Source organism: Pectobacterium artocarpous (assembly GCF_046159765.1).
In the GTDB taxonomy this organism is placed as follows: Bacteria; Pseudomonadota; Gammaproteobacteria; order Enterobacterales; family Enterobacteriaceae; genus Pectobacterium.
This window is the reverse complement of sequence record NZ_JBJXVK010000019.1, coordinates 1-25,815: the sequence shown is the minus strand read 5'-3', so window position 1 is coordinate 25,815 and position 25,815 is coordinate 1. Positions and strand designations below refer to the sequence as shown.

Annotated in this window: 30 protein-coding genes; 1 reads left to right on the top strand and 29 read right to left on the bottom strand. The window is 48.8% G+C overall.

Translation table 11 applies throughout. From position 1 onward, the window contains the following. Nucleotides 1-4 precede the first annotated feature (4 nt). The 6 genes from ACKQAD_RS13270 to ACKQAD_RS13245 form a co-directional block, all read right to left on the bottom strand. Complete coding sequence (locus ACKQAD_RS13270) at nucleotides 5-349, bottom strand: hypothetical protein (RefSeq protein WP_409160598.1); 345 nt, start codon at nucleotides 347-349, stop codon at nucleotides 5-7. 2 nt (nucleotides 350-351) lie between these two features. Further along, nucleotides 352-1,779, bottom strand: a complete 1,428-nt coding sequence (locus tag ACKQAD_RS13265; protein WP_409160597.1) for an integrating conjugative element protein — start codon at nucleotides 1,777-1,779, stop codon at nucleotides 352-354. Nucleotides 1,780-1,794: 15 nt separating this feature from the next. After that, nucleotides 1,795-2,763, bottom strand: coding sequence for a TIGR03756 family integrating conjugative element protein (locus ACKQAD_RS13260; RefSeq protein WP_409160596.1), 969 nt, complete (start codon nucleotides 2,761-2,763; stop codon nucleotides 1,795-1,797). Beyond that, complete coding sequence (locus ACKQAD_RS13255) at nucleotides 2,760-3,164, bottom strand: TIGR03757 family integrating conjugative element protein (RefSeq protein ID WP_409160595.1); 405 nt, start codon at nucleotides 3,162-3,164, stop codon at nucleotides 2,760-2,762. Before ACKQAD_RS13255 ends, ACKQAD_RS13260 begins: the two co-directional genes overlap by 4 nt. A gap of 319 nt (nucleotides 3,165-3,483) precedes the next feature. Continuing rightward, nucleotides 3,484-3,978, bottom strand: a complete 495-nt coding sequence (locus tag ACKQAD_RS13250) for a hypothetical protein (RefSeq protein WP_409160594.1) — start codon at nucleotides 3,976-3,978, stop codon at nucleotides 3,484-3,486. Between the two features lie 124 nt (nucleotides 3,979-4,102). Beyond that, the gene (locus tag ACKQAD_RS13245) at nucleotides 4,103-6,481 is read right to left on the bottom strand and encodes an ATP-binding protein (protein WP_409160593.1); all 2,379 of its coding nucleotides are present in this window, start codon (nucleotides 6,479-6,481) and stop codon (nucleotides 4,103-4,105) included. A 187-nt stretch (nucleotides 6,482-6,668) separates the two neighbouring features. On the opposite strand from ACKQAD_RS13245, the gene ACKQAD_RS13240 reads away from it, so the two are divergent. Beyond that, nucleotides 6,669-6,896, top strand: coding sequence for a hypothetical protein (locus tag ACKQAD_RS13240; RefSeq protein ID WP_409160592.1), 228 nt, complete (start codon nucleotides 6,669-6,671; stop codon nucleotides 6,894-6,896). Here ACKQAD_RS13240 and ACKQAD_RS13235 read toward each other — a convergent pair. The 23 genes from ACKQAD_RS13235 to ACKQAD_RS13125 form a co-directional block, all read right to left on the bottom strand. Next, a complete protein-coding gene (locus ACKQAD_RS13235; RefSeq protein WP_409160591.1) occupies nucleotides 6,893-7,828 on the bottom strand; it encodes a hypothetical protein in 936 nt (311 codons plus the stop codon). The genes ACKQAD_RS13240 and ACKQAD_RS13235 overlap by 4 nt on opposite strands. A 134-nt stretch (nucleotides 7,829-7,962) precedes the next feature. After that, a complete protein-coding gene (locus ACKQAD_RS13230; RefSeq protein ID WP_409160590.1) occupies nucleotides 7,963-8,361 on the bottom strand; it encodes a hypothetical protein in 399 nt (132 codons plus the stop codon). After that, the gene (locus ACKQAD_RS13225) at nucleotides 8,358-11,183 is read right to left on the bottom strand and encodes a conjugative transfer ATPase (RefSeq protein ID WP_409160589.1); all 2,826 of its coding nucleotides are present in this window, start codon (nucleotides 11,181-11,183) and stop codon (nucleotides 8,358-8,360) included. The genes ACKQAD_RS13230 and ACKQAD_RS13225 overlap by 4 nt, the downstream gene beginning before the upstream one ends. Continuing rightward, entirely contained in the window at nucleotides 11,183-11,593 is a 411-nt protein-coding gene (locus ACKQAD_RS13220) for a TIGR03751 family conjugal transfer lipoprotein (RefSeq protein ID WP_409160588.1), read from the bottom strand. The genes ACKQAD_RS13225 and ACKQAD_RS13220 overlap by 1 nt, the downstream gene beginning before the upstream one ends. Beyond that, a complete protein-coding gene (locus ACKQAD_RS13215; RefSeq protein WP_409160587.1) occupies nucleotides 11,586-12,047 on the bottom strand; it encodes a hypothetical protein in 462 nt (153 codons plus the stop codon). The genes ACKQAD_RS13220 and ACKQAD_RS13215 overlap by 8 nt, the downstream gene beginning before the upstream one ends. After that, nucleotides 12,034-12,837 (bottom strand): hypothetical protein, encoded by an 804-nt coding sequence (locus tag ACKQAD_RS13210; RefSeq protein ID WP_409160586.1) that lies wholly within the window; start codon nucleotides 12,835-12,837, stop codon nucleotides 12,034-12,036. The genes ACKQAD_RS13215 and ACKQAD_RS13210 overlap by 14 nt, the downstream gene beginning before the upstream one ends. A gap of 2 nt (nucleotides 12,838-12,839) precedes the next feature. After that, nucleotides 12,840-14,372, bottom strand: a complete 1,533-nt coding sequence (locus ACKQAD_RS13205; RefSeq protein ID WP_409160585.1) for a TIGR03752 family integrating conjugative element protein — start codon at nucleotides 14,370-14,372, stop codon at nucleotides 12,840-12,842. Next, nucleotides 14,369-15,265, bottom strand: coding sequence for a TIGR03749 family integrating conjugative element protein (locus ACKQAD_RS13200; RefSeq protein ID WP_409160584.1), 897 nt, complete (start codon nucleotides 15,263-15,265; stop codon nucleotides 14,369-14,371). The genes ACKQAD_RS13205 and ACKQAD_RS13200 overlap by 4 nt, the downstream gene beginning before the upstream one ends. After that, a complete protein-coding gene (locus ACKQAD_RS13195; RefSeq protein WP_409160583.1) occupies nucleotides 15,262-15,921 on the bottom strand; it encodes a PFL_4703 family integrating conjugative element protein in 660 nt (219 codons plus the stop codon). Before ACKQAD_RS13195 ends, ACKQAD_RS13200 begins: the two co-directional genes overlap by 4 nt. Further along, complete coding sequence (locus tag ACKQAD_RS13190) at nucleotides 15,918-16,292, bottom strand: TIGR03750 family conjugal transfer protein (protein ID WP_409160582.1); 375 nt, start codon at nucleotides 16,290-16,292, stop codon at nucleotides 15,918-15,920. The genes ACKQAD_RS13195 and ACKQAD_RS13190 overlap by 4 nt, the downstream gene beginning before the upstream one ends. 11 nt (nucleotides 16,293-16,303) lie before the next feature. Then, on the bottom strand, nucleotides 16,304-16,663 hold the full coding sequence (locus ACKQAD_RS13185; protein ID WP_409160581.1) for a TIGR03745 family integrating conjugative element membrane protein: 360 nt from the start codon (nucleotides 16,661-16,663) through the stop codon (nucleotides 16,304-16,306). 28 nt (nucleotides 16,664-16,691) lie between these two features. Next, the gene (locus ACKQAD_RS13180) at nucleotides 16,692-16,928 is read right to left on the bottom strand and encodes a TIGR03758 family integrating conjugative element protein (RefSeq protein WP_409160580.1); all 237 of its coding nucleotides are present in this window, start codon (nucleotides 16,926-16,928) and stop codon (nucleotides 16,692-16,694) included. Then, nucleotides 16,925-17,233 carry an integrative conjugative element protein, RAQPRD family gene (locus ACKQAD_RS13175; RefSeq protein ID WP_409160579.1) on the bottom strand — a complete coding sequence of 103 codons (309 nt, stop codon included), beginning with the start codon at nucleotides 17,231-17,233 and terminating at the stop codon, nucleotides 16,925-16,927. The genes ACKQAD_RS13180 and ACKQAD_RS13175 overlap by 4 nt, the downstream gene beginning before the upstream one ends. Nucleotides 17,234-17,354: 121 nt before the next feature. After that, complete coding sequence (locus tag ACKQAD_RS13170; RefSeq protein WP_409160578.1) at nucleotides 17,355-17,744, bottom strand: hypothetical protein; 390 nt, start codon at nucleotides 17,742-17,744, stop codon at nucleotides 17,355-17,357. Between the two features lie 31 nt (nucleotides 17,745-17,775). Next, entirely contained in the window at nucleotides 17,776-18,528 is a 753-nt protein-coding gene (locus ACKQAD_RS13165) for a TIGR03747 family integrating conjugative element membrane protein (RefSeq protein ID WP_409160577.1), read from the bottom strand. After that, complete coding sequence (gene traD / locus ACKQAD_RS13160) at nucleotides 18,528-20,639, bottom strand: type IV conjugative transfer system coupling protein TraD (RefSeq protein ID WP_409160576.1); 2,112 nt, start codon at nucleotides 20,637-20,639, stop codon at nucleotides 18,528-18,530. The genes ACKQAD_RS13165 and traD overlap by 1 nt, the downstream gene beginning before the upstream one ends. Further along, complete coding sequence (locus ACKQAD_RS13155) at nucleotides 20,632-21,156, bottom strand: hypothetical protein (RefSeq protein ID WP_409160575.1); 525 nt, start codon at nucleotides 21,154-21,156, stop codon at nucleotides 20,632-20,634. Before ACKQAD_RS13155 ends, traD begins: the two co-directional genes overlap by 8 nt. Further along, on the bottom strand, nucleotides 21,146-21,769 hold the full coding sequence (locus ACKQAD_RS13150; RefSeq protein WP_409160574.1) for a restriction endonuclease: 624 nt from the start codon (nucleotides 21,767-21,769) through the stop codon (nucleotides 21,146-21,148). The genes ACKQAD_RS13155 and ACKQAD_RS13150 overlap by 11 nt, the downstream gene beginning before the upstream one ends. Next, a complete protein-coding gene (locus ACKQAD_RS13145; protein WP_409160573.1) occupies nucleotides 21,766-22,308 on the bottom strand; it encodes an integrating conjugative element protein in 543 nt (180 codons plus the stop codon). The genes ACKQAD_RS13150 and ACKQAD_RS13145 overlap by 4 nt, the downstream gene beginning before the upstream one ends. Further along, nucleotides 22,305-22,955: a lysozyme family protein gene (locus ACKQAD_RS13140; protein ID WP_409160572.1), complete on the bottom strand. Its 651-nt coding sequence runs from the start codon at nucleotides 22,953-22,955 to the stop codon at nucleotides 22,305-22,307. The genes ACKQAD_RS13145 and ACKQAD_RS13140 overlap by 4 nt, the downstream gene beginning before the upstream one ends. Beyond that, nucleotides 22,934-23,641 (bottom strand): TIGR03759 family integrating conjugative element protein, encoded by a 708-nt coding sequence (locus tag ACKQAD_RS13135; RefSeq protein WP_409160571.1) that lies wholly within the window; start codon nucleotides 23,639-23,641, stop codon nucleotides 22,934-22,936. The genes ACKQAD_RS13140 and ACKQAD_RS13135 overlap by 22 nt, the downstream gene beginning before the upstream one ends. A gap of 8 nt (nucleotides 23,642-23,649) precedes the next feature. After that, complete coding sequence (locus ACKQAD_RS13130) at nucleotides 23,650-24,471, bottom strand: hypothetical protein (protein WP_409160570.1); 822 nt, start codon at nucleotides 24,469-24,471, stop codon at nucleotides 23,650-23,652. Nucleotides 24,472-24,575: 104 nt separating this feature from the next. Beyond that, nucleotides 24,576-25,715 carry a site-specific integrase gene (locus ACKQAD_RS13125; protein WP_409160569.1) on the bottom strand — a complete coding sequence of 380 codons (1,140 nt, stop codon included), beginning with the start codon at nucleotides 25,713-25,715 and terminating at the stop codon, nucleotides 24,576-24,578. Between the last annotated feature and the right edge of the window lie 100 nt (nucleotides 25,716-25,815).

Below are 25,815 nucleotides of genomic sequence, written 5' to 3'. Positions count from 1 at the left end.
CCCCTTATGCCGCCAAAGCGCGCCAGTTAGCCAATTCGATGAAAAGGAAAAATCCAGCGGCCAACCATTCCAGCCTTCTTAACGAGGTGAGAGATGCAGAAGCTGCAATGAGCCTGGGACGAATGGTCGAAAACCATAACCATGCCACTCCGACGTACACCAGTGTTCGCCAGGCAAGCAAGATATAACGGCTGTCATGCAGCCAGCTTCTTATTCCCTGACCATCAGGATCGCTCTCAAATAACACGGCAGCCAGCAGCATCAATAACGTGATCACCAACAGCCAGGTAATGAAGAACAGCAAATAGCGTCGCCAATGACCATCACGTTGAGTATCGGAAGTCGTCACTTTTACTGCCCTCCCGTGTTCTGACTCAAACCATTAAACCCTTGATCCTGGCTTCCGCTTTTTTGCTGGAGACGGCTATCCTGATTACGAACCCCCTGACGCTCCAATGTGGTCAACAAGCTGTTATTGCTGATGGCTTTACGGATATCCATTTCGTTTTTCAACGCGGTCAATTCCCTGTCCAGGGCATCAATACGACGATCACCTTCGGCCAGCGCCTCAGGTTGATCAGCTGCATTTGGTTCAGACTGCCCCGTGGTCAGCATCCTGCGCATTGTCAGTGCAGTCTCTACGGTGTCAGACATGGCCAGTTCACCGGCTAAACGCTGAATGAGTGCGCTATTGTCCGGATCATCTTTCAGAGACTGGATAACACTACGCGTCACAACCATACTGCCGGTTTTTAGCTTGGCCAGATTGCTGGCCGTCGGCGCTTCAGCACCGCCAACCAATTTTACCAACTGTTCCGTATTTTCTTTTGTTGCCTCTTCCAGCATTGGAGCGAATCCCGTGCCGGCAACACTGCTCCCGGGTTCGTTCTCCACACCGCCACTGGAACACTGACTGGCATCCCGACAGGTACGAATCGAGCGATCGCCGAGTACCTTGACAACCGCTTCAGCCGCTTTTTCAGAAGACGGAAAACGTTGGCATGACGTACCATTGCAGCTCGATGAGTTGACACTGTTGTTACTCGTTACTGGCAGGTTGTTCATCATGTTGTAGCCTGCTTTTGCTAAATCCCGGGTGGGTCTGATAGCGGCCTGGCCCTTTCCTCCACGTTTTTGGCCACCAATCCAGGTTGCCCCTTCTTCACCAGTTGCTTTCTGCAACTTCTGATCGCTACTGACAGCATCACCGTTACTCGATGCCACAATATCCTTGTATTCCTCCACAACGGCCGCCTGGGTCCATTTGTTACCCACGGTGTAATCGGCCATTTTGTTGGCCATGCTCTGACAGCTCAACTTGGCCTTGTCAAAACTGAGTCCGGCCTGTAATACGCCATTGGTTAGCATTTCATACAGCGCTGGATTCGCCCGCTGAATAACCATCGCCGGCATACTGGCCACTGCGCCGGTGGCCCCCTGGATAACCGTTCCCATCAAATCCTTAAAACCACTGGTAATGCCGTTAAGCTGGTTACCTACTGTGGTTTTCAGATCGAAGTTTCCGCACATCAGGTCACTACTCCAACCGCCGGTCACACCTAATCTCGTCATGCTGTTCCTCGATGACGGTGGGGAAATAACTGTCCCGCCACCGATCGAGTAGAACAGTCCGTCGCTGACCGCACCACTGACGGATGCCCCTGATGATGAAACATTAACCTCAGCACTGACCGGGGCTGCAGTACCAAATAGGGTAATGGCCAGAATGCCAGCTAAAATGGAAACTGAAGGGAAATAATGAGTTTGCTGTTTGTTCATTGATATTCTGCCTGCTTAAAAATCAGTGCTGTAAAGGAAGGTCTGGCCACGTCGTTTGCAACAGCTATAGGGTTGCCACAATGCCCAGGCATACTGACCGTTCTGTGCAACGGTGCCGTTATCAGGGAAAACTGCGCATGAGGTGGATAGCTGAGGAGATAAACGTTGCCATTTATGATTTTGAGTACCCGTATTTTCACGAACCGGGTCGGGGGGCCAATATCCGGGGGAGCGTTGTCCAACCAAAGGTTGGTATACGTGGAGCTGCCCTGCACGTGTAATAACATCAGCAACTCGCTGCGCGACTAAGGCCGCCGATTTATATCCATCATGTTGGGTCACAAACCCACTGCGTGGATAGACATTCCCCCACATATTCGCCGACGCCTGGCTCCCCAGTTCACGTTGTCCCGGGATTAATGCTTCAGGATAAAGCGATTCAGGAATACCACTGCGCCATACCAGCGCATCAAGCGAACTCATAAAATAAGGCATAAACGGCGTGGCAGCTGTCTGGCATGAATAACCAGGCACCATTCCACCGATCGTAGAAGTCGCAGGATGGCCATACGCATCCGCATAATAGAAGTGAATATTTTTTTTGCGCAGCCCAGGCGCTTTCAGTTCCTGATTTCCGCCGCCAGTCGCAACACCAGAGAGGGAACCGACAAGCGCACTTTCACCACTTCCCGCAGCCCGGCTAACCGTCGACATTTCTACCCAGGGATTTTCTCCCTCATTGGCGTAGGCAGAAACCACGGCTTCAGGAATAAAGTGCTCCACTTTCACCGATGTTTTAATCGTACAGCCAAACGGTGTGCACAGGAGCCAGTAACAGATACCTTTTACACGCCAGCTAATACATGACACGGATGCTGCGCTGGCCATCAGACTTGCAGTATTGACACTGGCAGTACATAAACCACTGCCAGTCAGCAAGACAGCCAAAAGCAAGCGCCGGCGATGAGGGGAAGAAAGCTTCATGGTTTCGCCTCCTGAGCATTAGTCAGGTACTGGCGAGCAAGCCCAACGTCGGTCGTGCCGTACACCACCCAGCGATCGTCAAACACAATGGCAGGGTATTTTTTTACGCCCAATGACCATGCCCGGATAACGCCCTGGTAAGCATCCTGGATCCGTTGCTGCTGTTGAATAAAGGCAGGTGATCCTACAATCTCCCGGGCGTGTTTTTCAGCCTGTGCAGCGTCAGCAGACAACCGGCCAAACAGGTCTTGTTCTGCTTTTGCAACCGCATCAAGATAAGTAATGGGGATATCGGAAGACACTGAAGAAACGGGGTGCGCACTGTCGGTATAAATCGCCACGCCGGCGAATGCGTTTAAAGCAAAACAGATGGCCGGCAGCCCGCTGATGACTCTTATCATATTGGACACTCCTTAGACAAATACCTGCCTAAGGTGCAATCATCAATACGAAACGTCAGTAAACAACTCTATATGGGATTGTGAAAATTACAGCACGATCCCTCTCATAAGAAGTGGCGAGTAACCGAAATATATAACAGGGGGGAAACAGAAAATATCAGCATAAAAAACCCGCCTTAGCAAGCGGGTTCCTGAGGAGGCGGATACTCAACCAGCACTTACATTACGGGTTCGTAGAGTACCATCACGTGCGGCTTGTTCAAATGACGCTTTCAGTTGGCGCATAGCTTCAGCCTTTCGCTCAGCTAATGTCATCTTTTTAATGGTCGAAATATCGCGTTTTGAGTACATAACCGTTTCCTCCTTCGCCAAGTCCGGCGCTCATTTCATATACTACATCATGCGGTGACCGCTGTAAAACCCGGTCATAAAAGCGTTTTAATTTTGGCGTCTCTGCGACCGCAAGATATGCCCTGGCATGATAAACATCATGGTGCAACGTTATTATTGTTTCCAGAGCCTCTGCTAGTTCCGCAGAAAATCCTAACCGCCTGGAGCACTGGCCTTTAGAAGCTGGTTTATAAAAATCTCCGCTTTCGAAATTTTCGAGCCGGTCAAATTTAACGTCATAACAACATGGAGGGATTTCGAAACCAACTTCATCACTTCTGTAAATGTGGTACGCAGGTTCTGAGATATCAACCTCCGCGAATATAACAACGAAATGATGAGTATCTATACAAAAATCAAAGCGATGCGCTATATAGCCCCCGTGAGGGAATTCAATAAATTCTTTCGATAGATATACAGGCATATCAATAAACTAAAAGGATTCGATAGTTCAGTATACCAGTACCGTTTTTAATTGTGCAGAACGAGCGATAGATAACACCCTATAGAGAAAAAAGGCCGCTTACACGGCCGGAACCCACGGGTGTTTACTCCCCTGACGCACTCGATTCAGCACGCCAGCGCAGATACTCCAGTTCTCCTTTCCAACCACAGAACCCTGCTGCCGCGGCATTCCTTTCGATCATCCAGCGTGTTTCATCGGGTTGCATATAGGGTTTCCACGACTCTGGTATAACCAGTTCATCGTCAGTGTCTTGTTCCCAGCGTTTTTCCCGCCATGCGGCCCGCAAATCATCGTCATCGGCGGTTTCGTAATACAAAAAATAAAAAATATCCTCTGTCAGAAGGTCCGGACTGATCCCGAGAACAGAGAGCATTCTTGCTCGCTCCTCCTGGTCCTGCTTATGCATATCCAGGTTAACCTGCTCCTGAAATTCCTGGTATTCACGCTCATATTCACGTTTAGGCTCATCCGGACGTTCATCTTCATCAGGGATCCCATACTCCCAATCAGGCCATCTACGCTCAGATGCCCATTGCTGAGCCCGCTGAAGGTGAGAAATAATACCCCGCAGCATGATGTCGTCCCAATCCGGTTCAGGCCTGACATCCCCGTGTTGCTGCAATTGAAGATTCAGCCATTGAATAAGCGACGCTGGCTCTGCCGGGATCTCCGCATTGATATCCAGGCCTATTTGCTTTTCATCAGGGAGCCGGGGTAACCCCCTTTTCTCTCGACCGCTGCCAACGCGATCGGCCAGAAAGCGTTCCTGCCAGGCTTTCCCTGCCGCTTTCTTACCCTCGCTTTCCATACTGGTGGTGTATTTCATCAGAAAAGCATGCATATACCGCTGACGCTCTTCTGCCATACGGATGCTGATATCGTGGAAACGTTGATAAAACGCTTCATCATGACCACAGTCCATACTATCGCCTTCATGAGCAACTTCATGCTCCGTCAGGCTGAACAAATAGCTTGCCGTACGTAACGGATCAGCGCGCAAACGCCTCACTATATCAATGTCATAAGCGATATAACTTTCACCATCGGTCCATGCTTCAGCTGAAGTAGCCTCTCCCAACAAAATATGAAATATTTTCCCGCCCCGAGTGTAATGGGTCCAACGACCTCCCCCACCAGTACAACGCCGCGCGTACTGGCAGAGGCACCAACGTAACGCTCTCCAGACGCGTAACGTTTCGGCATCGAGCACATCTTTTTCTCTGAGCAATTGCGTACGCTCGACAAAAGCTTCTTTCAATGTAGTGAAATCAATGATAGCAGGCTCAAAACACCCCCTCATATACCAGCTATTCTGATCACCATGCTGACGCAAATTGCAGTGGATCTGAGATAGACACTCAATAAAGTCATCACCGCTATTGCAGCCAAATCGCGTCAGCGTGTCAGGATGAACGACAACGACAATATCAGATCTAGCGAGCTGCTCACCTAATGGGATACCATCAATTTCATTCGCTATGGTAAAGCACCCTTCGTAGTCTCCGGGCCTGTTGCGACGACAATTCCGTAAAAAATTGAATAGAGTGACATGCTTTTTTCCGGGTAATAGCGTGATAACCTCTTCATCCCGATACAACGTTACTAACGCATCATCACCTGCCAGCAGGGCTTTAACAGCATGCTCTCTTCGGGATTCCGTTTTACGGTAATGCCCCACTTTGCTCGCAAATACCGCGGCAAGTTCACCAAACTGCTTTGAGATACTTTTCCAGACCGGGCAGGTTTTACGCAGGATTTCTGTGCGGGAAACATTCAGTCCGATAGCGCGTTTACTGACGATCAATCCGCCGACACCCCACACATGCCCAGGGTCGTGGCGCACCAGAACACCCTGATTATAAATAGATACGGCTCCCTCGTTACGTACGCGATACCAGGCAAACTCATCTTCAGCATCCCATTTCTCCGTTGCCGGGTTACGGGTGATCAGACGTCCATTAAGCTCAACCCGTACAGAAGTATACCGTACCAGATCGCGTATCTCCTGGACGGCAGACATGAACTCAACCTCACTCAGTGGCTCATACCACTCGCCGGAGATCTGACACCCAGGCACTGCATCATTAAAATCGTCCAGATCATAGTTATAGCCCATGGTCCGCGTATCAACGCGCATTTGCCAGGCCAGCGAACGCCACACGGTTCTGGCATGCGCCATAATTTGCCCGCGCCCCAACCTGAAACGGCCGTAGGTCGCATCACCTTCGATGTGCGGCGTACCGAAACGGCCGAAGTAATTCACCACATCGTCTCTTGATGCAAAGCCATGCCCATCATCAACACAGATAAATCCCTCCCGGGAGACAGTCAACAAGACTGAAGATGCCTGAGCATCGACGCTGTTCATCAGCAGCTCTATCAGGGCTTTTCCCAGGGAACCCGCCTGGCTGTATATAATGTGGTGAATAATCTGGGGATCGAGCTCGAAAGGGTATCGCATGAATTGTTCTCCTTATAAGGTGAACAACCATTCTCGATAGCCAGCTACGGGAGAGAAGCAACAACTCTGTTTGAAATATTCACAATTACCGAAAGGAATTATGTTCAGCGAAAAATGAGTTTAGCGCTGCAACGCTGGACAAAAACGGACACAGTATTCCGCTGTAAACCGTGACAGGAAAGCTCACATGTCAGACAACAAAAATCCCTCTCAAGCTCACCCACAAGGGATCGTGTTACCTTCTATCGAGTCACCCGAAACACACTTTGTGATGCAGGACAATTATCATGTATTTTTTGTGTCACTGGAACACATATTGCTTTGCCTGCAAGAGGCTGAAAAGCAGGGGGAAATCCCTCCCCTGGAAAGCGAATGGTGGATCACTCTTCAGGGGACATACCCTTCCCTGCGCTAATTAAGCAAATCGCCCAAGGTCTCTTTGGCCAGCGCCAGCAATGCATCATTGAAGGCTGAGGATTTCCAGTTATTGAAGTTGACTAGGTTATTGAAATGGTTAAAGTCAAACCCAATCGTCTGACGATAGATTTCTGTTGGCGCTTCTTTTTCTTGCCTCAGGGTAAACACCATATCCATTGTTTCAACCAATTCATCGTTCACAACTCGAGAGTGGTGCAACGTATTGTAGATACCTAACTCAACATAGCCCTTGACCACAACATCTTTAATCACTAAACCATTTTCACTGTAATTCAAACGCCCTGACGAGCGGTTCACCAGTTCCTCAGCCAAAGCTTTGTCTATCTCCTTAAAGAGAATCGCCTGAAAGTCCGACATGTAAGCAAATGCCCAAGGAATGTTCATCAATGTCGCTCGCGCATAGAGCCATCCTTCCTCTCGCCGATATTGCTGCAACATTCGTTTAGCTAATTCTTCATCTATTTTTACTCCTGTCGACTTTCCGAGTAACCAGACGACCTTATCAAAATGATTAACCAGAATAGACAAGATTTGCTGTGTCAACATGCCTGGTGCACGTCTGGGTCTGCTATCGCCATCATCACGCTTAGTATTGGAGTAAGGACACCACTGGTACGCCTCTTTGTCATAAATACCGACACCGTACACGGGGCTGCCGCAATGCTTGCCATAGGGATTGGGGGTATTCGCCAGTGCTTTATACAAGCCGATTATCTGAATAGGGTTATTGCACGCTGGGCAAATGGCAAAGTATTGAGGATTACCGTTAGCGTTTGTTTTGTACCACGGAGAACGCCGAGCGGTACGCTGCTCATAGTCATTCTTCTCAATTAGATAATAGGCCTGAGTCTTTGCGGAAAGCTTATAAACGTTCATGATGGCATAATACCGATAGGGCTGAGTAATCATGTGGTTATAGCATGTACTGCCATCACAAAAAACAGAATGTATATAACCTCATCCCACTAACGCGCCTGCGGCTTGTTCAACTGGTGCGGGCTCCGCAAAGAAAAACTTTTGCGAATCCCGCGCCAGTTCCCGATTTATCCGTTTTCTCCTACCGCTTGCTCGATAGATTTCAGCAGCCACATCATGTCTGTTGCATCCGATACATTGATGTACCAACGCACGCCGCGGGCATATTCATTATCATCTGGCCATAGGGTATTGCCGGCAACCGTGATCAGGAGATCCAGGGTCTTTCCCGCAAGATCACTAACATGTACCGAAACACAACATCGATTTCCAACACGATGAGGCAAGACCGACAGTTGAGCAGGGCAAGATAAACGTTTTCTCACTTCATCGCCCAACCTCGCAAGCTTACCGGCATCGCCTTCTCCAATACGGGCAACACCTTGCGGAGGGACATCAAATAGAACAGAAAGCGGGATCTCTCTATCCGTCACGACTTCAGGTTTAGACATGGTTAATCGCTTCACGCCGCCTCCGCTTCAGTCATAATCCCTCTTGCCTTATCCAGTTTTCGCGCCACCATAAACGCTGCGTCCAACTCGCTGCAACCATGCTCGTTCATCAATTGCCGACGCTCCGCTTTTTCTTCTTTTTCCGTCATCCCCAATGCAAGATAGAGGCTGGGCGGCACACATCTGAATAAAGCCTCTACGCGCTTGGCCAACACCACGCCTTCTGTATAGACCCGAGGGATCTTCGCCGCAGAGAGCAACATCATTTTTTGCTCTTCATTCAGGCTCTTAAACCGTGAAACTTGTTCCACCTCATCGGGCGGAAGATTGAGGCACAACCACCATTCTGCCATGTTGAGCATTTTTTTCGACGTGTCCGGATAATCTGCCAGGTTCTGCGTAGCCAGCCAAAGCCATGTACCCAATTTACGCCACATTTTCACAACTTTAGTCAAATAAGGAGATAACAAGGGATTCGTAGTCGTAATGTGTGCTTCATCAATAACCATGTTGATTTCACGATCCAGATACTGATCACGCTCAGCAATATTGTTGACTGTATTCACCAACGCGATAACGGCGACAGCCATCTGTGCTTCATATCCCTCCCGGGCAAGGGTTCCCAAATCAATAATGGTAACATCCGCTTCTGGCCATGGAGTCCCTGGTCGGTTAAACAACTCGCCCTCAAACCCTTCGGTAAACATACGTAACGCTTCGGCCATTTCTTCAGCTCGCGCACGTCTTGCTGCCGTTCGGCGATCTCGTCCCTCGCTGTCTTTGGTATTATCCCGGGCGATATTCTCCAACGCCGACATCAAATCCGCAGGCAACATCTGATGTCCATCCTCATACGACTGTTTCGCCGCCGCAAGGATTGCTTCACGCAACATACCACGATCAGCGCGGGTCATTCTTGCCTCTTCAGCCGCCTCACCACCGGTGACCATCAGACGTGCGGCAATCTCCATTTCCCCGAGAATATCGCGTTTCTCTTCTTCGTCATCGTCTGCGTCTTTTGCATTATCATCCAGTTCAGGCAGCGACAACTCATCGGTAATGAGTTCATCTGGATTGACCGCCAACAACAGGTGCGCATCAGCAAACGGGGCCAATGAAACGCCACGGCCAGGCTTAATACTGACCTTGTTCACCGTCAACCCTAGTGACTCATAGTAATCGCCAAGCAGCCCAAACGAGTTTCCTGATTCCAGTAAAAACAGTCGGGAACGATAGATGGCCATCACCTGAGCTAAAGCATTACACAATGTCGCAGACTTACCTGCACCTGTTGGTCCGAACAGCAACAAATGGGCATTTTGCGTGCGGTCAGCCTTATTCATCGGATCGAATGACAATGCCGCGCCACCTCTATTGAAAAAGGAAAGGCCGGGATTACCCGTTCCCGTATCACGACCAAAAACCGGTAGCAGACAGGCAAAATGTTGTACAAACGTCAACCGGGTATACCAGTGGTTCTTATCCGTTTCAGGGTTGAAGCACATCGGTAAAGCACGTAGATAGCCATTAAGTGGAGCAACATCATGTTCAGGATTAATCGGCTGAAGACCAGCATTGAGTAACTTGGAACTGATATCCAGGTAACGCCTGTCAAGCGTGTCCAGGTCCGATGCTTTGATCAAAAACGTCAATGATGAGCGATACAGCTTGTGTCGCTCTCCCAGATATTCTTTTGCTGCTCCGGCATCTGCGCGTACACGCTGTGATTCAATATTCTCGCCCATAGCATTTTTGCCCAGACTGGCGAACTCTTCCTCCAGAACATCCTGGGGTTGAACGACCAATGTCATCGCAATCACGGTTCCCTGTGGCATCAAGTCCATCAGCGTATTGATGTTATCTCCACGTCTGACTTCTCCTGTCAGGTGCCCCGTCTGTGGCGCTTTTCTCAATCGTTCTACCGGTACCGCTTTGTGCGCCACATTATCAAACCACCAGACCCCACGCTCGGCATCGCTACGTGGCCGTGTAAACCACAATGTTTCGCTAAAATCATTCAATATGGGAAGAGAATCAGGCTCGCCATCATCATACGAAGCAGTACGATACAGCAGTTCGGGGGCGACCCATTCAGGCTTGGGATTAAACCATCGCAATAACCAGTTATGTATCTGTTCGCCATTTTGCCGGTGACAACGAATGCCGGCACCGGATAATGCAGAAGTTAGCCGGTCACAAACCTGGTTCAGCATGGTTGCTGGCGGTAACGGATCACGGGATTGTTTTTCGACATAGCGATAAATCACCATACGTGTACGACGTGTTTGTCCACGCCAGGGTGCGCCAGTAACAACTTTGTCTTCAAACAGGCCTTTCTCTGCTGAAATGCTTTTCATATGGCGATCGGTCTCAGCCAGCCAGGCCTGTGTAAACGCCGTTCCCTCTGCCCAGGGCTTAACATAACCACGTAACTTATCCATATACACCGTCACATCCGTATCATCCTGGCAGTAAAGTTGCACGACCCACTGGTGACTATCCAATTCAGGAAAACTATCCTGCAAGGCATCTTCAACCACATCGCGGATCTCTTCCAAACGTTCTGATGGTCGCCCTTCCGTGCCTACAGGTATGATTTCATAGACCGCACCAACAGAGACACCATCATCCAACAGTAGGCATTGCTCCGCAGGGAGATATTCCGCCCATGGCATATAATCAATAATGGATGGCGCTACGCCATAAAGTTGCTGTTCGTCCCTCTCTGTTAATCGTCCATTACGGCTGAGAGGTTCATACCCCTCTACTGCAAAGGGGCCATTTCCTTTCAGATTCTCATCTGCAGATGTCGTTTTACGCCGAAACAGTGAAAACATTAAAATGCCTCCGTCCGTTCACCCGGCAGGGCATATTGCACCTGGCTGTAAAACGGGAACACCGTGCTATACCCCGGCACGGGGGTATTCCCCGTACTGAGATGGGGATAGACATACATCACCAGATCAGGGTTAGGCAGACGAGGAAACGTTTGCTGGATTTCATTCTCCTGAGTGCGGCCGTAGTTTTCTGCCTCCTTCAGCGCACTCGCATGATCAGTATCTGTCAGGGTACGGCGCAGTGCCGTTCGCCCTTCATGTCTGGCCTGAGTCGTTGATGCACCACCGTTCCACAATTCGAGCATAGTGCTGTCTCCCGGAGGGAGCATTTGTTCTTTACTGGTACTACATCCTGAAAGTGTTACAGCGACAAAAAGCAAGGCTATCGCGCATTGAGCTTTATTATTCATGTTGCTCACCTTCCTTTGAAGGATCGGAAAGAGCACAACGACTGGAAACATAGGAAAATGATTGCAGCTCAGGAATACAATGCATCTCACTTAAATGAACTGGCAGCATTTGCCAGTATTCTTCGCCATGTAACCGTTTCAGAGCCATCGATACGATCTCGCCATTACTCGCTGAAACGTGCTCCAGAAAACAAGCTACCCTGCATCTTTCAAATGCCTCAGGAAACAATCGGGTAATCGTTAATTGTGTGTCTTGCACTTCAATACGGGTAGGACCAAGCATCAGAATTAATGCGTTATGTTCCCAAAACAAAGATGCCTGTTGAAATGCCACAACGCGTTGAGCTAATTCGAGGGCAAACTCACCATGACTTACCGCCACGCAATAGCCAGAACCTGCGCTAAAGTACCACTTTGTGGTCCAACGAATTGAATTGTAGTTATTTTCTTTCATGAGATTTCCCCAGTCGTAACCAACGCATCCAGCGAGATCCCGCTCGCCCAGGTTTTACTTGCTGTCCGCTCAGGCGCTGTTCATAAAGTTGCTGCAGCACAGAAAGACACGTTCGGGCATCTTGTGCATTTTGCATGTAGCTGACAGCACATAGCTCAGGAAAAACCGGCTCCCCGAGTTGATGCAGTTGCGCCTCTATCTGAAAATGATCAAGTTTCCATCCTGGCGTATCGTCACGATGTACAGCCTGGTTCCGTACCTCAAGCTTCAAATAGATGCCCAATTGAGCCATGGCGTCGATAAGCTTTTGCATCTCACTGCACGCTTCATAATACGGATGGTCGATATCATAGTGATTCATCGTCACATCATGCAGTTGCGTTACCCCCTGGCCATTGACATGAAAATAAAAGCGCGCCAGACAACTGCGATGATTACCATCTGAGCCGATAAACCAATTAATCCCATCAAGACTGTTAAAATTCATGCTCGACCGTTTATGCCCTGGCTCCGTGTAATAGCCAGGGTTCTTTTCCAGCAGAGGAATATTGATATCCATCCGCTTTCCACGATCCAGTAGGTCCAGCCAACTCATACCAGCATACTGTGGGTGATCAGTACCAATAATGCGAAAGACGTTGATGCTACCCTGTGTAGTCCAGTAATGACGGGTGATGAAGTCTCTCTCGCGACGGAAACACGAATCATCCCAACGAAGAATCTCATCATCAGCCCATGAGGGCGGCGCAGATCGTACCTGTTCAACAAAACGATAATTTTCAGTCATCATGGTTAATCCATTCCAGTGCCAGATTGGCCAAGATTGAAGTCATATTTCACTTTCCGCCCTTTTTCTTCATAATCGATCGCCAACTGACGGGTAATATGAACTGCGACTTTCATACCCGGCGGAACATAAACAGCATCAAACGTCTGGCCATAACGCGCCTTAACCCACTCGACGGTTTCCTGCATCCCCCCCGAAATGGCTTTTCCCATTACGGCTTGTCCAGCATCCCCTGTCAGTGAAGACGTCACACCACCGAGCCCATTTGTCTGTGTGGTATTCTGATTTTGTGCCAATGCTTCACCCGCTGCAGAGCCCGCTGACAGTGCAAATAATGTAGGCAGATAGGTTGAGGCGTTAGATTTACGTTCACCAGAAAGACATGGGATACCATTTTCATCAGATATCCATCCAATGCTTCCACCACTATTACTGCTCTGGCTGTTGTTGCCTTCCGCCTGACCGGATGGACGCGGAAGAGTACGAACCGTACCGTCGGTAAAGACGAATGTGATACTGGATACCGAGCCCCGGACACATGACAGCGTCCAGTCGCCCGTCGCTGTACCAGACACTATCGCGCCTTGGACATCAGGCAGATCGATACCGTTAGCAGTCAGGTTGTCTTTGCCAATAAGCACTTTAAATGGATACGGATCGGTCACTTTCCCATCGACTGGCACTCGCCCAAGCAGGGCGGTCATGGCACGACTGCCAATCAACGTTGAATTTTCAGGTAAGGTATAGACGGGTTCTACAGGACCTTCAGCGGCATTATTTCCACTTAACGTTTGACCATTTCCCGCCTGCCTGGCCAACTCGGCCTGTTGTTGAGTAATGGGATTTTCCTCGAGAAAAGAAGTTGCAAACGTAAACCCTGTAGCCCTGTTACCACTCCCCTCAGCCACCGGTTTACCACTTGCATCCACCGCGATAGCATCCATCGGTTCAATCCAAATAACGCCATCGGTACCGGGAGCTCCCGACGACGTCCGCGGTGCAGTAAAACCACCATCAAGTCCCAGACCTACCGGGATATCATTCCCAGGTCCGACATGGCTGCCTGGAGAAGATGACCCCGTCGAACCCACATCTTTAAGTTGTTGCACGAGTTCGCCCACAGTCGTGCTTAAGGATTGCACCTGAGATTTCAGCTGACTTTTTTCACCGCTCTCTTCATTTTTCGCATTCGCAATGGCCTGACCAATACGCTCATCCACGTTTTGGTTTGTATTTTTCAGCTTCTTATTTTCCTCGGACAGAGCCTTATTATCTGCATCTAATTGCTCCTGCCTTTTGGTAACGGTCTGTAAACGCCCAATCAGCGTACGTAATGTATCCTGGGGAGTATCCCCCTCAATCCCTAATGCCCTTAAGTCTTCGGGTGTCAGTTCATTCAAGGTGGCATTTTTTTTTGTCGCAGAGTCTGACGGCGGTTCGACCTTGTTAGAAGAACAGGCCTTCAGACCTATAAAAACCGTCACCAATAAGGTGAGCGGTACCGCTAGTTTGACGAGCATATTCGACTGCATTTTCATTTTTTTATGCTCCTGGGCGTGGATTTAGTCAGCCTGGCGGGCAACGCAGGTTCAGGCAGAAATGCGCTTTCAGGTTGACCATCGATGACAAGATAGGCAACGGTCGTGTCCTCCGGTGTTCCGGCATTCCCCAGCCAACGATGCTGAAACGTCGCACTGACAAACTTTCCCTGCAGCCTGCGGGGATCTATGATCACCTTACCGGATGAGGTATTACGTATCTGCAATGCGACAACCGTAAAATTGTTTAGGCGCCAGCCCGCTAACGGCACAACGATGACAGGTTCAGAAGGAAACAATGTTGTCATCGGACTCGGAAGCTTAAGAGAGACAGGCCCTATCCCTGCAACGGGCTCAACTGTGCGTAATGGCGCGTACAAACTTTGCGCGGCATAGCGCGTTAGCAGTACCGGAATGGGGACAGAAGACGCAGGGACGTTCCGCTCCTTCTTATTGATCTCTTCTCGAGAGGAAGAAGGACGATTTGTTTTGTTACTGCTGCCACTGACCTTTGCATTATCATTGGTAGAAACGGAAGAGACGTCGCCGTCATAAACAACCTGCACGGGCTCACGAACATGCTTCCCCTCTACAGCGCTGACATCCAGAATGATCACCTCGCCATTCTCAACATCCTGCAATGTCAGACGAGTGGAAGGAAAATTCTCGCTAGCACTAAGGTAAACCGAGCCGCCGCTACTCTGTATCCTCAGCTTCCCGCTTAACGATGGCGGTAACCCAACGCGTACGTTTTTATCGACAAAAACAATACGCTCTTGCCCCACATTCAAAGGGATCTGAAGCGGGATCCGCTCCCATTTCATGAGCTCCAGCGCACGGACTGATAATGGCAAGAGGGATACAAATATGACCAATAAGACAGTCAACTTCACTGGAATACCCCCGATTTTTTCTCAGGTGCAGTAACCGGCATCGCTTCCAGCCGTTGAGGTGTACTGGCATAGCAATCGAGAGCCAACCCAAATTGGTTGCGTTCTGGATCACCTTCCCAGCGGACGACTCTCAATGGATAACGCACCATTGCCCGTTTTACGGGTTCGGTGTGGTAATACTCGTCAGCGACCAAGTCCAGACGGGCAATCCAGTCATCATCAGACAAAACATCGACGCTTTTACTGCTATAACCACGTTTGGGGATCTCATACACAACACGAACGCGATCACGCAGTTCGCTATTGTCAGTGCGAAATCGAGCATCTTTGTTCAGGAAGTCCTGGCACGCAGGTGTCAGATAAGGACTTAACTGCGCGATTTTCGCGGGATAGTCCACCTCACCATTTTTTGGCCAGGCATTGAGTTGCTGAAAAATATAGAAGGCAAAACTGTATACCGTTGAGGGCGGAACTCGCCACCACTCGCGCGTGCTACCAGAACGCAGATCCGGAGGATTGTGGATCGTCAACTTGCTAGGCGCCATCATCCAGCCAGAAACAACAAAAATCAGCAATAAAAACAAGGCAACGACAATGGCTCTCAAAGTAAAAATGTGATTATCACGAGCACTGACAGCATTACGAAAACGACTCATGTCCTACTCCTTTGAAAAACGGAACGAGTGCGTTTCATTTCCCATGAACGGGACGTCAATATTAGGCCGTGATTCATACCCCATTTGGTTTTAAGCTCATCTAACCGGCGCCAAAGATAGTTCTCGGGCTTTCCTCGTTTAAACGCGCTAATCCAGTTACCCCCAAAAAAAACCACAAATAACGGGGTTATCAGCATACAGGTGGGAAAAGCAATCCACCCAATAAAGGGGACAAATGCTAACGGAAACGCCAACGGTATTCCCAATACAGCGCCTAACCCCGCAGCCAGCCCCAGTTCTCCAGTGGTAAATCCGCGATACACTACAGGGGCAACATTTAAACGGTCGGGGAGAAACTCAATCACGGCCATCCTCCTGCTCCTTACAGAATGTTCAGCGCTTTCGTAGCCAACCAGATAACAGCAACAAGCAGTAACACCCCGACAATGATAAACGCCACAAAGGCTCCCCAGTCTGCCTTGCCTCCTCTTACATCATGAAACGCAGATATAGCGACCTTAGCAACGATCAGAAACGCGATCGCAGCAATAACAAGCCCGGTAAGGGATACCCCATCTTTGATGTACCCTTTCAGAGTACTGAATAAACCGCCACCGCTACCACTGGAGGGGGCCTCAATAGCAGGCAAATCAGCCAGCGCTTGACCAGAATAGAGCCCTCCCAGAACAGCCAACATTGTCAGACGTTCCGTGGCACGACGCATCATTGAGACTATTTTCATGAATTAACCTTTTTATTCAGAGTGAACATCAGCTTGCGAAGAGAAAAATAGAGATAACCAAAAGCAGAACGAGCCGGATCGTAAATGTGCCCGCTGATTCAGCATCGATAGTTCTTGAGGTCCACCCCTTGTAGGCCATAACCAATGCCCAGGTTGCCCACAAGAATAAGACGGAGAACAGGAGCCCAAGGATCAACAGGTGCAAAACTGAAGGTTCCGTATTGCCCGATGCAGCGAGCCACGCGGCCTTCTGAGTGCCATTCATTGCCCACTCTCCTGGCGGTATTGCCCGCCGACAGAAAGCGGTACTGAAGGTTGAGCTCGAGAAGGGGCAAGATATTGCTCGATACCCTTTCGCATGGCAGATATATCCCGGGAAGCACTGCTGTAATCAAAATAAAAGCGTGCATCCTGACCATTCTGATTGGCCACTACCCGGGCACGATCTAACCCAGCCTGAACCTGGTCGAGCTGGCGCATCACCAGAGCAAGTTCGTCTTTTTCGGAAGCATGGGCCGGAAATATGCAAACCGCGGTCAGCAATACACTCAGCCCAATAAGTCGGCACATCTCTCTTCTCCTGTCGCACATAACGGCAAGGAGAAAGACTGACGTAACAGAGGGATAAGAACAGCAGGAAACTGTTTATGAAAGGATGAAAATTTAGAACATCAGAAAGGGAAATTTTCTATTAGAAACGCATGATAGCCATTGCTTCATAGTCATTTTCATGACCATCGAGTTTGGCGGTAACGGGAATGTCCTGCCAACGCAGGATATCCAGGCTCCATTCCCTTAATTCTTTTATCTGGAGATGATTTTTCCAACAAATGTCATGAACATGGCTGTTATCATACCAGTCAATACGACTAATATGCTCTCTAATGGCTCTTATATCAAAGGGAGGGTTCTCATAAGATACATACTCTCGCCATCCGGCCCTACGTACATCAGCACGACTGAGTAAGTCTGTAATCTGATAAATATCAACGTAACCAACGTTACTATCCGAAATTCTTTCTAAAAAAAGACAACCGATTTGAGGATGGATAGCACCTACAACAACAAAATTTTTACACATCGTCATCATCCAACATGATCTGCAGACACACCTAAAGATATTTCTTAAATGCCCCCGTAACTACCGACAACACAACCCCCAACAACACTGCCGCCGGTAAGAGTAACAGATTTGGCCAGACTGCGGTTGGCCAGGACAAATACAGCATACATGGCCCGTAGACAGCTGGCTTCACAAACCGTTTCGCATGATGATAGATAAAACTGGATTCGTAGCCAGCACCATAGCGCCGTAAATCCCGACGAACCAGCCCATCAACGATGCCTGTCACGGTAACCATGATAAAAAGCGGTATTGATAGCACCAAAATGCCAACCCGAATCGCAAAAATGACCGTGACATAAACCGTCGCCTGTAAGTATTCCCACAGCGCCAGCGCCAGCCAGCTCCCGGCCCAATTAAACATTTGCGCAGCCCCATCCTTCGGCCTCATCTGTTTTGCCTGATGCAGCCAACTGATAAAACCGCTGTCAACAAACAGCCACTGATAGGACTGGTGAACGATGCCGCTTATGAAGGTGACTGGTTCAGACATCAATAAGCTTTGGGTAAACCCTTCAGCCAAGTAACCACTTTCTGTCAACATCACCTGCCGGCTATGTTCTGCCCCCTCATGGGTCCAAAAAAACAGCATACCGATATATTCGATAAGCAAGCTGACCAGTAATGACGCCAGTAGGATCCCCACAACTTTCAATGGCCACACCCACAATAACGTTTGAAACAAACCCGGCTTCTTAGGCGGCTCCTGACGCTGTGGAGATGACTGGGACTGTTCAGCCATTACGCCACCTCATCTTTGGATTCAAAGGCAGAACCAGCCAGGTTATCAGAAGGCAATGTACTCCCCGTCCACCATGTTTCACCGGTGCGGTAATTCTGCTGCATATACTCGGCAATACGGCTGATACTCTCCGGCATGAACGGATCATTTGCGCTATCAGGTAATGGCATGCGGATTTTCCACAACCGCCCTCCCTCAAGCAATGCGAATGCCTGCCCTTTCGGCAGATTGATAATGTCCGCCGGCGTAATCATTGGCATCCTGACATTACTGACGCGATCCTGAACGTTACTGGTAAAATCAGAGCCCTGCTCAGGGTTGGTAATATCCGTAACGCCAGAAACCAGCGTCTTGGTATAAACATCTACTTCAGGAAGCTGGCTGGTCAGCAGTTCTGCCGTACTGTTCTCTCGAACCCGTAGCATGATCAACGAGTTAAAGTTACCAATAACCTGATTAGCCTTGGCACTGCTGCCAATTCTGGCTTCAATATCTGATAAAGTCTGCGTATAGGCGGTTACCTGTATCCCTGCACCACCTCCTTTGTTAATGAGCGGGATAAACTCCTCGCCCATCAGTTCGTTAAATTCATCACAGTGAAGATTAATAGGAATTTTTTTCTGTGGCGCTTCGCCACCGATACCAAATTTGTAGATGTACCCCGCCACAGATACCAGGTCAGCAAACATGCTATTTCCTACCGCCGACGCAACCTCTGCATCCGACAACGCATCGAGCCCCACATAGACGATCCCTCTTTTCCGTATGACCTCCTGCCAGTCAAATATAGGCCGGGGATCATCCATATCGGCGTAATCAGGCGCCAGCAGCGCCGCTGTTTTTCCTGTAGTCAGTTTTTCCAGCAAGGGCAATAACGACGCTACAATTTTATCGAAGTAGGTCCGGTCATAACGTACGGCTGACCGCAATCCATCCAGAACCGGATCCCATATTTTTTTACCTTCATCGCTGCCTAGAACGGTCTCGATGGCCCATACTTTCATTGCGTTCGCTTGCCCCTGCATATTCCGGGGAAGATCACGCTCATTGAGCATGCCTGAACTGAGCAGGTTTTCTACCATTCCCCACAGTTGCGGGGCTTGAGTGCTTAACAGATTTTCGACATAGGTTTCATACAGATCACCGATATTGGTGACATAGCGGAGTATCAGGCTGTAATCGGGACGTTGGCCCAAAGCAACTAACGCGCGTGTAATAATATTGACGAACCGCCAGGCAAACTCCTTAAACGCCGCCGAATTACCTTCACTGGAAAGCTGGCCGGCAACTCGCGATGCGACCTCAGAGATACGACTAAAACGCCCGATTGCGTTATAACGCGCACTTATATCCGGCCAACCAAGATGGAATACATGAAATTCACCTTCTCTCCCGGCTCTTCTTGCTTCAGCCCACATTCGTTTCAGTAGATCAGCATCCCCTTTTGGATCAAACACAATAGTGACATCACCGCGCCGGATATCCTGCGTGATCAACAATTCAGCCAGGCGTGTTTTACCCACACGCGTTGTTCCCATGACTAATGAGTGCCCTACACGCTCCCCCAGGTCATAACCAATATCAGCCTCATCAGGTTCAACGCCATGGTAAATCGGACTTCCCCCAACAGGAGGCAATGGTCTGACGGGGTTAAAGAAGGTGTCGGATTGTGTTAGCCGACAAAGGTATGGCAAGCTGTACTCCAGCTTTTTCTCCAGGTCACGGGCCATACGATAAATCACTGATGGCTGAACATAACACTCTGTCTCTGGCCGGCGCGCCTCCAGTAATCGCTGGGTGTGTTTTTGCGTCCATTGAAATCCCCTTCCGAGAAACAGGTAACGATTGCTGACAGGGATCTGCTTACTACTCATCACATAACGGGGAAGACGCCTGATATTACGACGATAGCGGAGGATCCGTAGCCCCTGACGTGTTCGTTTCAGCGCCAGCACACCGAACCCAGCCGCCGTAACCCAACTAACGGACGGTGCAAGCGCAACAGCCCAGGGAGCCGTCAGACAGATATAAGTCGCACTCCACGCCGTTGTCGCTGTATATAACTCAACCGCAGGGCGTAGCAACGATTCCATCACATAACGGTCACTCATCCATCATCCTCCCTGCATCCTGATCATAATTTCGACTCGCCCTGTATTCCCCCTGATCACACACGACTCGCCCATAGCGAATAAATGCTTCACCGCATCCCGATAGCCCCACAAGAACGCAATAAACACTATTTGCGAATTGAATAATCTGAACGGCAATATTAGCCAATGTCCTGGTCTCACCAGTTAAAACACACACATTCTCCGAAGCACCACCTCCGGGAAGATCAATGCCAGAATAGTGATAAGAGCAAACCTCCACCATAATTTTTCCTGGAGGAGCTGACTGATACGCCTGTGCAATATCCGATAATATATTAACCACATGATATTCAGCGCCATTACGGAAAATAATTCCATCTACAGCCCCAAGAAGAAAAAACAACACGACAGATGCACCAACAATAAAAGATGGCCAATATACAAACATCTTAAAAAGGAACATCAAGATTCCAATTAGTAAGGACATCATACTCCGAAATGAAAATTGATAATTATATTGATAGTTAATCTTCATATATCGCCCCAATTAGTTTTGACCAAGCTAGTTCATCCGTTAACAAGAACAGCAACCGTTGGCCGCTTATAATATAAAGAGGAAAGCTATCGTTGTTCCTCGTGTTCTCTCGTTGCCTACTTTTAGTTCCAGTACGCCCGGTATGAATAAATAAGCCACCACATTGATGTTGAATCAGCAATGCTGAAAAAGCTTCAACATGTGCCGGATCAATCGCCCTGCTATAGCGCTTCGCTTGGATTAACCAGCGTCGACCATCAATAATGACCTGCCCATCCAATCCTCCATCGCCACTATATGAAGCGTTACGGACCACCTTGAACCCCTGATGCTCCAGAGCCAGTAGTACCAATTCTTCAAAAACATAAGGGTTAATCTTTCTGAGGTAAGAAAGTTGCTTGCCTTTTCCATTGATTTTAGGGAGTAATGCCAATATCCGAACGGCCTGCGCTAAGTAACGCTGATGACGACGTTGTCTCGCGCTTTTTCGTTTGCAACAAAATGGCAGGATGACAATCAAAATGAGGAGCATCACTCCCCATAACACGATGAGAACTGGAGTATGAGCGGATTTAAGCCATAACTCAGCAATCAAATATTTGTTCCCGATCACTGAGACAATCCGTTTTCAGTTATCAGAACGGGATAATGAGAAAGCTGTAATCGTCTTGCCAGGTCACTCCCTGACACAGGGGCAATATCATTTTTTGGCAATAACACCTGTAACTCACGAAGAGACGCCTCGGACGAAACGTTGACAACAAAACCCGTCGCATTCAGGCGCTGCAGTTCCTCCACCCGTTTTACAAGCCAACTCCGGGACAGAGGATCATCACCAATAATGAAAATAGGAGGCATACCCGTGAGCTTTAATGCTCTGGGTGAAACCGTCCCAGGAGTAAGTTCCGGGGTAGTGACGGGAAGAACGGAGGCTATTGTCAGATTATTACCTGTAGCGGGAGAGGATAAATCTGGTGACAGACCGCCACCGGAAAAATTCGGATCCGTTTGTGGATTAATCGCCTCAAAATAGACGTCGGTAGATTCCCCACCGAGATCGGCCACAACAGTAAGTTCCGCTGAAACAAAAGGGGGCAATAAGAAAATACCCGAAAAAATAATCGACAAAACGAAAGGATGTAATGTATTCATTCTGGCTCTATCCATGTTAATTGATGACGGGGTGTTATTGCTACGGAAGATGCAATAAGAATGGGCTGTGATGATCCCAATGGTTCCTGAACAGGGGAGATGAGCTTCAGCTTATTGCGCACAATAGCCATATATCGCTCAGCAGGTTGGCCGCCGGCTGGATGGTGATAACATCCTGCCGCACGTAACCAACTACCGGGTTTTGCGTCATAACACTCACGTAATATTTGGGCTGTTACCCTCAAGTTAGTCAGGGGATCAAATGCGTCATAAAAAGAGCGGAACCGATGTCCGTTCCAGCCCAAATTAACTTGTCCAATCCCCACATCGATGTTCTTTAGCGGCACCTGACGAATGAATTTACGCAAGGCCTGCCACGCTAATTCCCGAGTCTCATACCGATATGTTTTACCGGCAACATTGATTGACCATGGCCACGGTCGCTCACCATAGGGTAACGCACGAGAACTTTCAGTTAACGAGAGTGAATACAATGACTCAGCTGGCACACGTGCATCTTTTGCAATTTGGCGGTATGCAGCGGGGATCTGTTGCAAGGTAACTGGTTTTTTTTGCGCACTGGCAACACCGCTCTGCATTATCCCAAGCAAGACAAATGTACTGATTAAAATGCTGCGATTTGCCATCCATTTTCCCCTTGCTGCAGGATGACTGGCATTTGCCCCTGGCCATAACGCGCCCACAACCCCTGATCATGATTGAGCGTTATTTGTCGACTTCTGACTCTCTCAACAGGGATGTTATGGCCGATCGCCCACTGTCTGACCGTGTCATCTTTCCCATCACTGCCCACCAAATAAATATCTACCGCTCGATTATCCGCCAACACAGCTGCTAATCGGGTATCGCAACGAGCACAGTTATCGCGAACAAATAACGCCAGACGACCATCAGTATCATGAGCAATACCCGCAGCATTGCCCATGTTAACGGAGAGAGCGTTAGGATAAAGACGGTTCCAGGCGGCATTCACTTCTCGCTGGAAAGCCAGTTCCTTTTCCGTACGCAGGTACTCCTCTTTAACCCAGAGCTCTGCCATACGACGCCGCTCTGATGCGCTGTCACTTTCGACACCCAGCGTCGTCAATGGATCTAAGCCCGGCGACTGAATTCCTCGCTTACCTTGTTTAAGTTGCTGATATTTTTCCCACTCTGAACTACTCAAGCCCCACTGTTGGGCTTCCTGTTCAGTTTGTTTGATCTGAATATCGCGCTGTTGCAGCTCTTTTTGTTGCACAGGCCCCGGAAGGGCTGCATCAGACAGGGAATAAACAAAAAGTAAGCTCAAAACAGCAATACTATATTTTTTCATAGGGGATCCTATTGAACTGAAAGGCGTTGTTGGCTACCGCCAACGGAAAATATCGCTTCATTGCCCTGCATATCTCGCAGCGTCCATCCCCACGCAGAATCCCCCACGGCAACTAATTGCATTTCTGACAATGTTGTTGCACCGCGACGCATGACAACGGCATACATCTGCCCCCCTCGATGCTCAATGCCCGTCAGGATAAACGGTGCAGCCAGTGGCACATTTTGGGCTGACCGTAGCGACTTTTTTGATTTAGCTGGAGAATTAACGGGTCTAGACTGGGAGGGTGAGACACTTGAAGGAGACTCAGCATTTCTTTTCTCTAATGTCTCCTTCAACTGGTTTAATGTCTCAATGCGTAATAACAATTCATTAAAAGAGGATTTCAACTCCATGGAGCGGCTATCGTTCTGGGCCAGTTGCTGACGAACATCCTCACTCTCTTTCGACAATGTCGTGACTACATCATCAACCCGGGAAGTCAACGCCAGCAGGCCAGCATCGACCTTTTCATTGGTCGCAAAGCGTGAGCTCTGTTCTGTCACATGTTTTTCCAGTCCTGCAACAGCGGTCGACAATTGGTTGAGTTGCCCACTACGGAGTGCCGCTTCAAGCGAGTTGAGCCGAATATCCATCTCACTCATTTGCAGGTAAAAAAACACACAGAGAATGGCTGGAACAACTGCTCCCAGCCCCAGAGATGTGTATAAAATAGGTTTGAGTAAAGCGCGACTTCCCCGTGGGGCCGTTTTATTACGCGATACATCATCACGCGATACATCATCATTAGATTCTGACGATGAAATACCAGAAAACATCTCAGTAGCCACTGAACACAGCCCTTTCAAATACGATGAAGCATGTACAGTGCTAAATACGGAAGGGAATGACGATATTAAACTCAATATCGCCATATAAAAATTACCCGTTCTTACTACAGAGGATTAACGAGGAGCCTATTGACTGCATTCACAGAGACTGGACCCGGCGGGGGAAGTCGTTCACCATTTTTCGCAGCAATAGCTTGAAACCGCAATAGCTCTATCGAAGCACTCCGCAATGCCTCATCGTGAGTTGCAGCCGTCACCTCAAAATCATCAAAGTCAGAAAACGTCATTGTTACCCGTCCGCAATCATGAATCTCAATATCAGCAGGATAAGGTATAAATATTGATGTCAACTTCTGCGCCTGCTTTTTGCGTGCATCGAGCTTGCTCACAAGATGCGTTGCACGAAGATGGGTATACCGCTTCAGCATATTCATGGATTTATGCCCGGATATCGACGCAATCTCCATGACATTCAATGTTCCCAACTCAAACAGTCTGCTTATTGCCTCATGTCTCAGGTCATGAAAATGAAGATCATCAATCGATAGAAACTGCAACGCCATACGCCAGGCACTTTTAAATCCACTCGATGTGTACGTAAAAACCCGCCCTGAATCAGGGTGGCCAACTTCGCCCATTTCTTTCAAAACCAGGCGGGCTTTGGAAGATAGCGGCACATCTCGCGCAGAACCATTTTTTGTCAGAGGGAGATGGGCAATGCCAAGACGGAGATCGACATGCTCCCAGCGCAAAGCGAGTATTTCCCCCTGCCTCATCGCTGTCTCAAGGGCTAATCGAAAAACGGCCAATAATTCAGTGTTTTTACCCCTGAAATATCGGGTTAGTCGGCGTTCTTCCTGAGATGTCAATCTGCGTATCCTACCTGAAGAGACGATGGGTTTTCTGACATACTCAACCGGGTTGCTCACGCATGTACCCCACTCCACCTTAGCCAGGTTATACAGTGCGGAGAGTAATGCCATTTCAAGGCGAACAGTGTTACCACTGATAGGCTTTTGCGTACGTTGGTTGATCTGAGCCAGTCGTTCATCCCGATACTCAGCGATATCAACCGATGAAATCTCATCCATGTTCTTGTTTACCAATGCCGAGCGCTTGATAACATTTATTCGATAGAACTCTTGTAATTGCCCTCGTTTATGACGGGAAACCGTTGAATGATATTTGTCCAACGCTTTGCCTAACAGCATCTTTTTTATTCGTTTTTTTGCCACAACAACCATCCCTTTCTGTTAAAAGGGAAAGACAATAACGACAAACTAATCCGACTGCCAATCCGGTGCGTGGAAAGGCAGTCAAAAAGCCACACAAAAAAACTGTAAA

What these genes read in the sequence shown, in the direction of transcription:
- ACKQAD_RS13225 (WP_409160589.1), bottom strand. Translation starts at nt 11,183, where the DNA reads ATGTTTTCACTGTTTCGGCGTAAAACGACATCTGCAGATGAGAATCTG.
- ACKQAD_RS13245 (WP_409160593.1), bottom strand. Translation starts at nt 6,481, where the DNA reads ATGCGATACCCTTTCGAGCTCGATCCCCAGATTATTCACCACATTATA.
- ACKQAD_RS13125 (WP_409160569.1), bottom strand. Translation starts at nt 25,715, where the DNA reads ATGGTTGTTGTGGCAAAAAAACGAATAAAAAAGATGCTGTTAGGCAAA.
- ACKQAD_RS13190 (WP_409160582.1), bottom strand. Translation starts at nt 16,292, where the DNA reads ATGGCCGTGATTGAGTTTCTCCCCGACCGTTTAAATGTTGCCCCTGTA.
- ACKQAD_RS13255 (WP_409160595.1), bottom strand. Translation starts at nt 3,164, where the DNA reads ATGATAAGAGTCATCAGCGGGCTGCCGGCCATCTGTTTTGCTTTAAAC.
- ACKQAD_RS13155 (WP_409160575.1), bottom strand. Translation starts at nt 21,156, where the DNA reads ATGAAGATTAACTATCAATATAATTATCAATTTTCATTTCGGAGTATG.
- ACKQAD_RS13240 (WP_409160592.1), top strand. Translation starts at nt 6,669, where the DNA reads ATGTCAGACAACAAAAATCCCTCTCAAGCTCACCCACAAGGGATCGTG.
- traD (WP_409160576.1), bottom strand. Translation starts at nt 20,639, where the DNA reads ATGAGTGACCGTTATGTGATGGAATCGTTGCTACGCCCTGCGGTTGAG.
- ACKQAD_RS13145 (WP_409160573.1), bottom strand. Translation starts at nt 22,308, where the DNA reads ATGAATACATTACATCCTTTCGTTTTGTCGATTATTTTTTCGGGTATT.
- ACKQAD_RS13235 (WP_409160591.1), bottom strand. Translation starts at nt 7,828, where the DNA reads ATGATTACTCAGCCCTATCGGTATTATGCCATCATGAACGTTTATAAG.
- ACKQAD_RS13260 (WP_409160596.1), bottom strand. Translation starts at nt 2,763, where the DNA reads ATGAAGCTTTCTTCCCCTCATCGCCGGCGCTTGCTTTTGGCTGTCTTG.
- ACKQAD_RS13165 (WP_409160577.1), bottom strand. Translation starts at nt 18,528, where the DNA reads ATGGCTGAACAGTCCCAGTCATCTCCACAGCGTCAGGAGCCGCCTAAG.
- ACKQAD_RS13215 (WP_409160587.1), bottom strand. Translation starts at nt 12,047, where the DNA reads ATGAAAGAAAATAACTACAATTCAATTCGTTGGACCACAAAGTGGTAC.
- ACKQAD_RS13210 (WP_409160586.1), bottom strand. Translation starts at nt 12,837, where the DNA reads ATGATGACTGAAAATTATCGTTTTGTTGAACAGGTACGATCTGCGCCG.
- ACKQAD_RS13195 (WP_409160583.1), bottom strand. Translation starts at nt 15,921, where the DNA reads ATGAGTCGTTTTCGTAATGCTGTCAGTGCTCGTGATAATCACATTTTT.
- ACKQAD_RS13175 (WP_409160579.1), bottom strand. Translation starts at nt 17,233, where the DNA reads ATGTGCCGACTTATTGGGCTGAGTGTATTGCTGACCGCGGTTTGCATA.
- ACKQAD_RS13265 (WP_409160597.1), bottom strand. Translation starts at nt 1,779, where the DNA reads ATGAACAAACAGCAAACTCATTATTTCCCTTCAGTTTCCATTTTAGCT.
- ACKQAD_RS13140 (WP_409160572.1), bottom strand. Translation starts at nt 22,955, where the DNA reads ATGGCAAATCGCAGCATTTTAATCAGTACATTTGTCTTGCTTGGGATA.
- ACKQAD_RS13185 (WP_409160581.1), bottom strand. Translation starts at nt 16,663, where the DNA reads ATGAAAATAGTCTCAATGATGCGTCGTGCCACGGAACGTCTGACAATG.
- ACKQAD_RS13135 (WP_409160571.1), bottom strand. Translation starts at nt 23,641, where the DNA reads ATGAAAAAATATAGTATTGCTGTTTTGAGCTTACTTTTTGTTTATTCC.
- ACKQAD_RS13180 (WP_409160580.1), bottom strand. Translation starts at nt 16,928, where the DNA reads ATGAATGGCACTCAGAAGGCCGCGTGGCTCGCTGCATCGGGCAATACG.
- ACKQAD_RS13170 (WP_409160578.1), bottom strand. Translation starts at nt 17,744, where the DNA reads ATGTGTAAAAATTTTGTTGTTGTAGGTGCTATCCATCCTCAAATCGGT.
- ACKQAD_RS13250 (WP_409160594.1), bottom strand. Translation starts at nt 3,978, where the DNA reads ATGCCTGTATATCTATCGAAAGAATTTATTGAATTCCCTCACGGGGGC.
- ACKQAD_RS13205 (WP_409160585.1), bottom strand. Translation starts at nt 14,372, where the DNA reads ATGAAAATGCAGTCGAATATGCTCGTCAAACTAGCGGTACCGCTCACC.
- ACKQAD_RS13220 (WP_409160588.1), bottom strand. Translation starts at nt 11,593, where the DNA reads ATGAATAATAAAGCTCAATGCGCGATAGCCTTGCTTTTTGTCGCTGTA.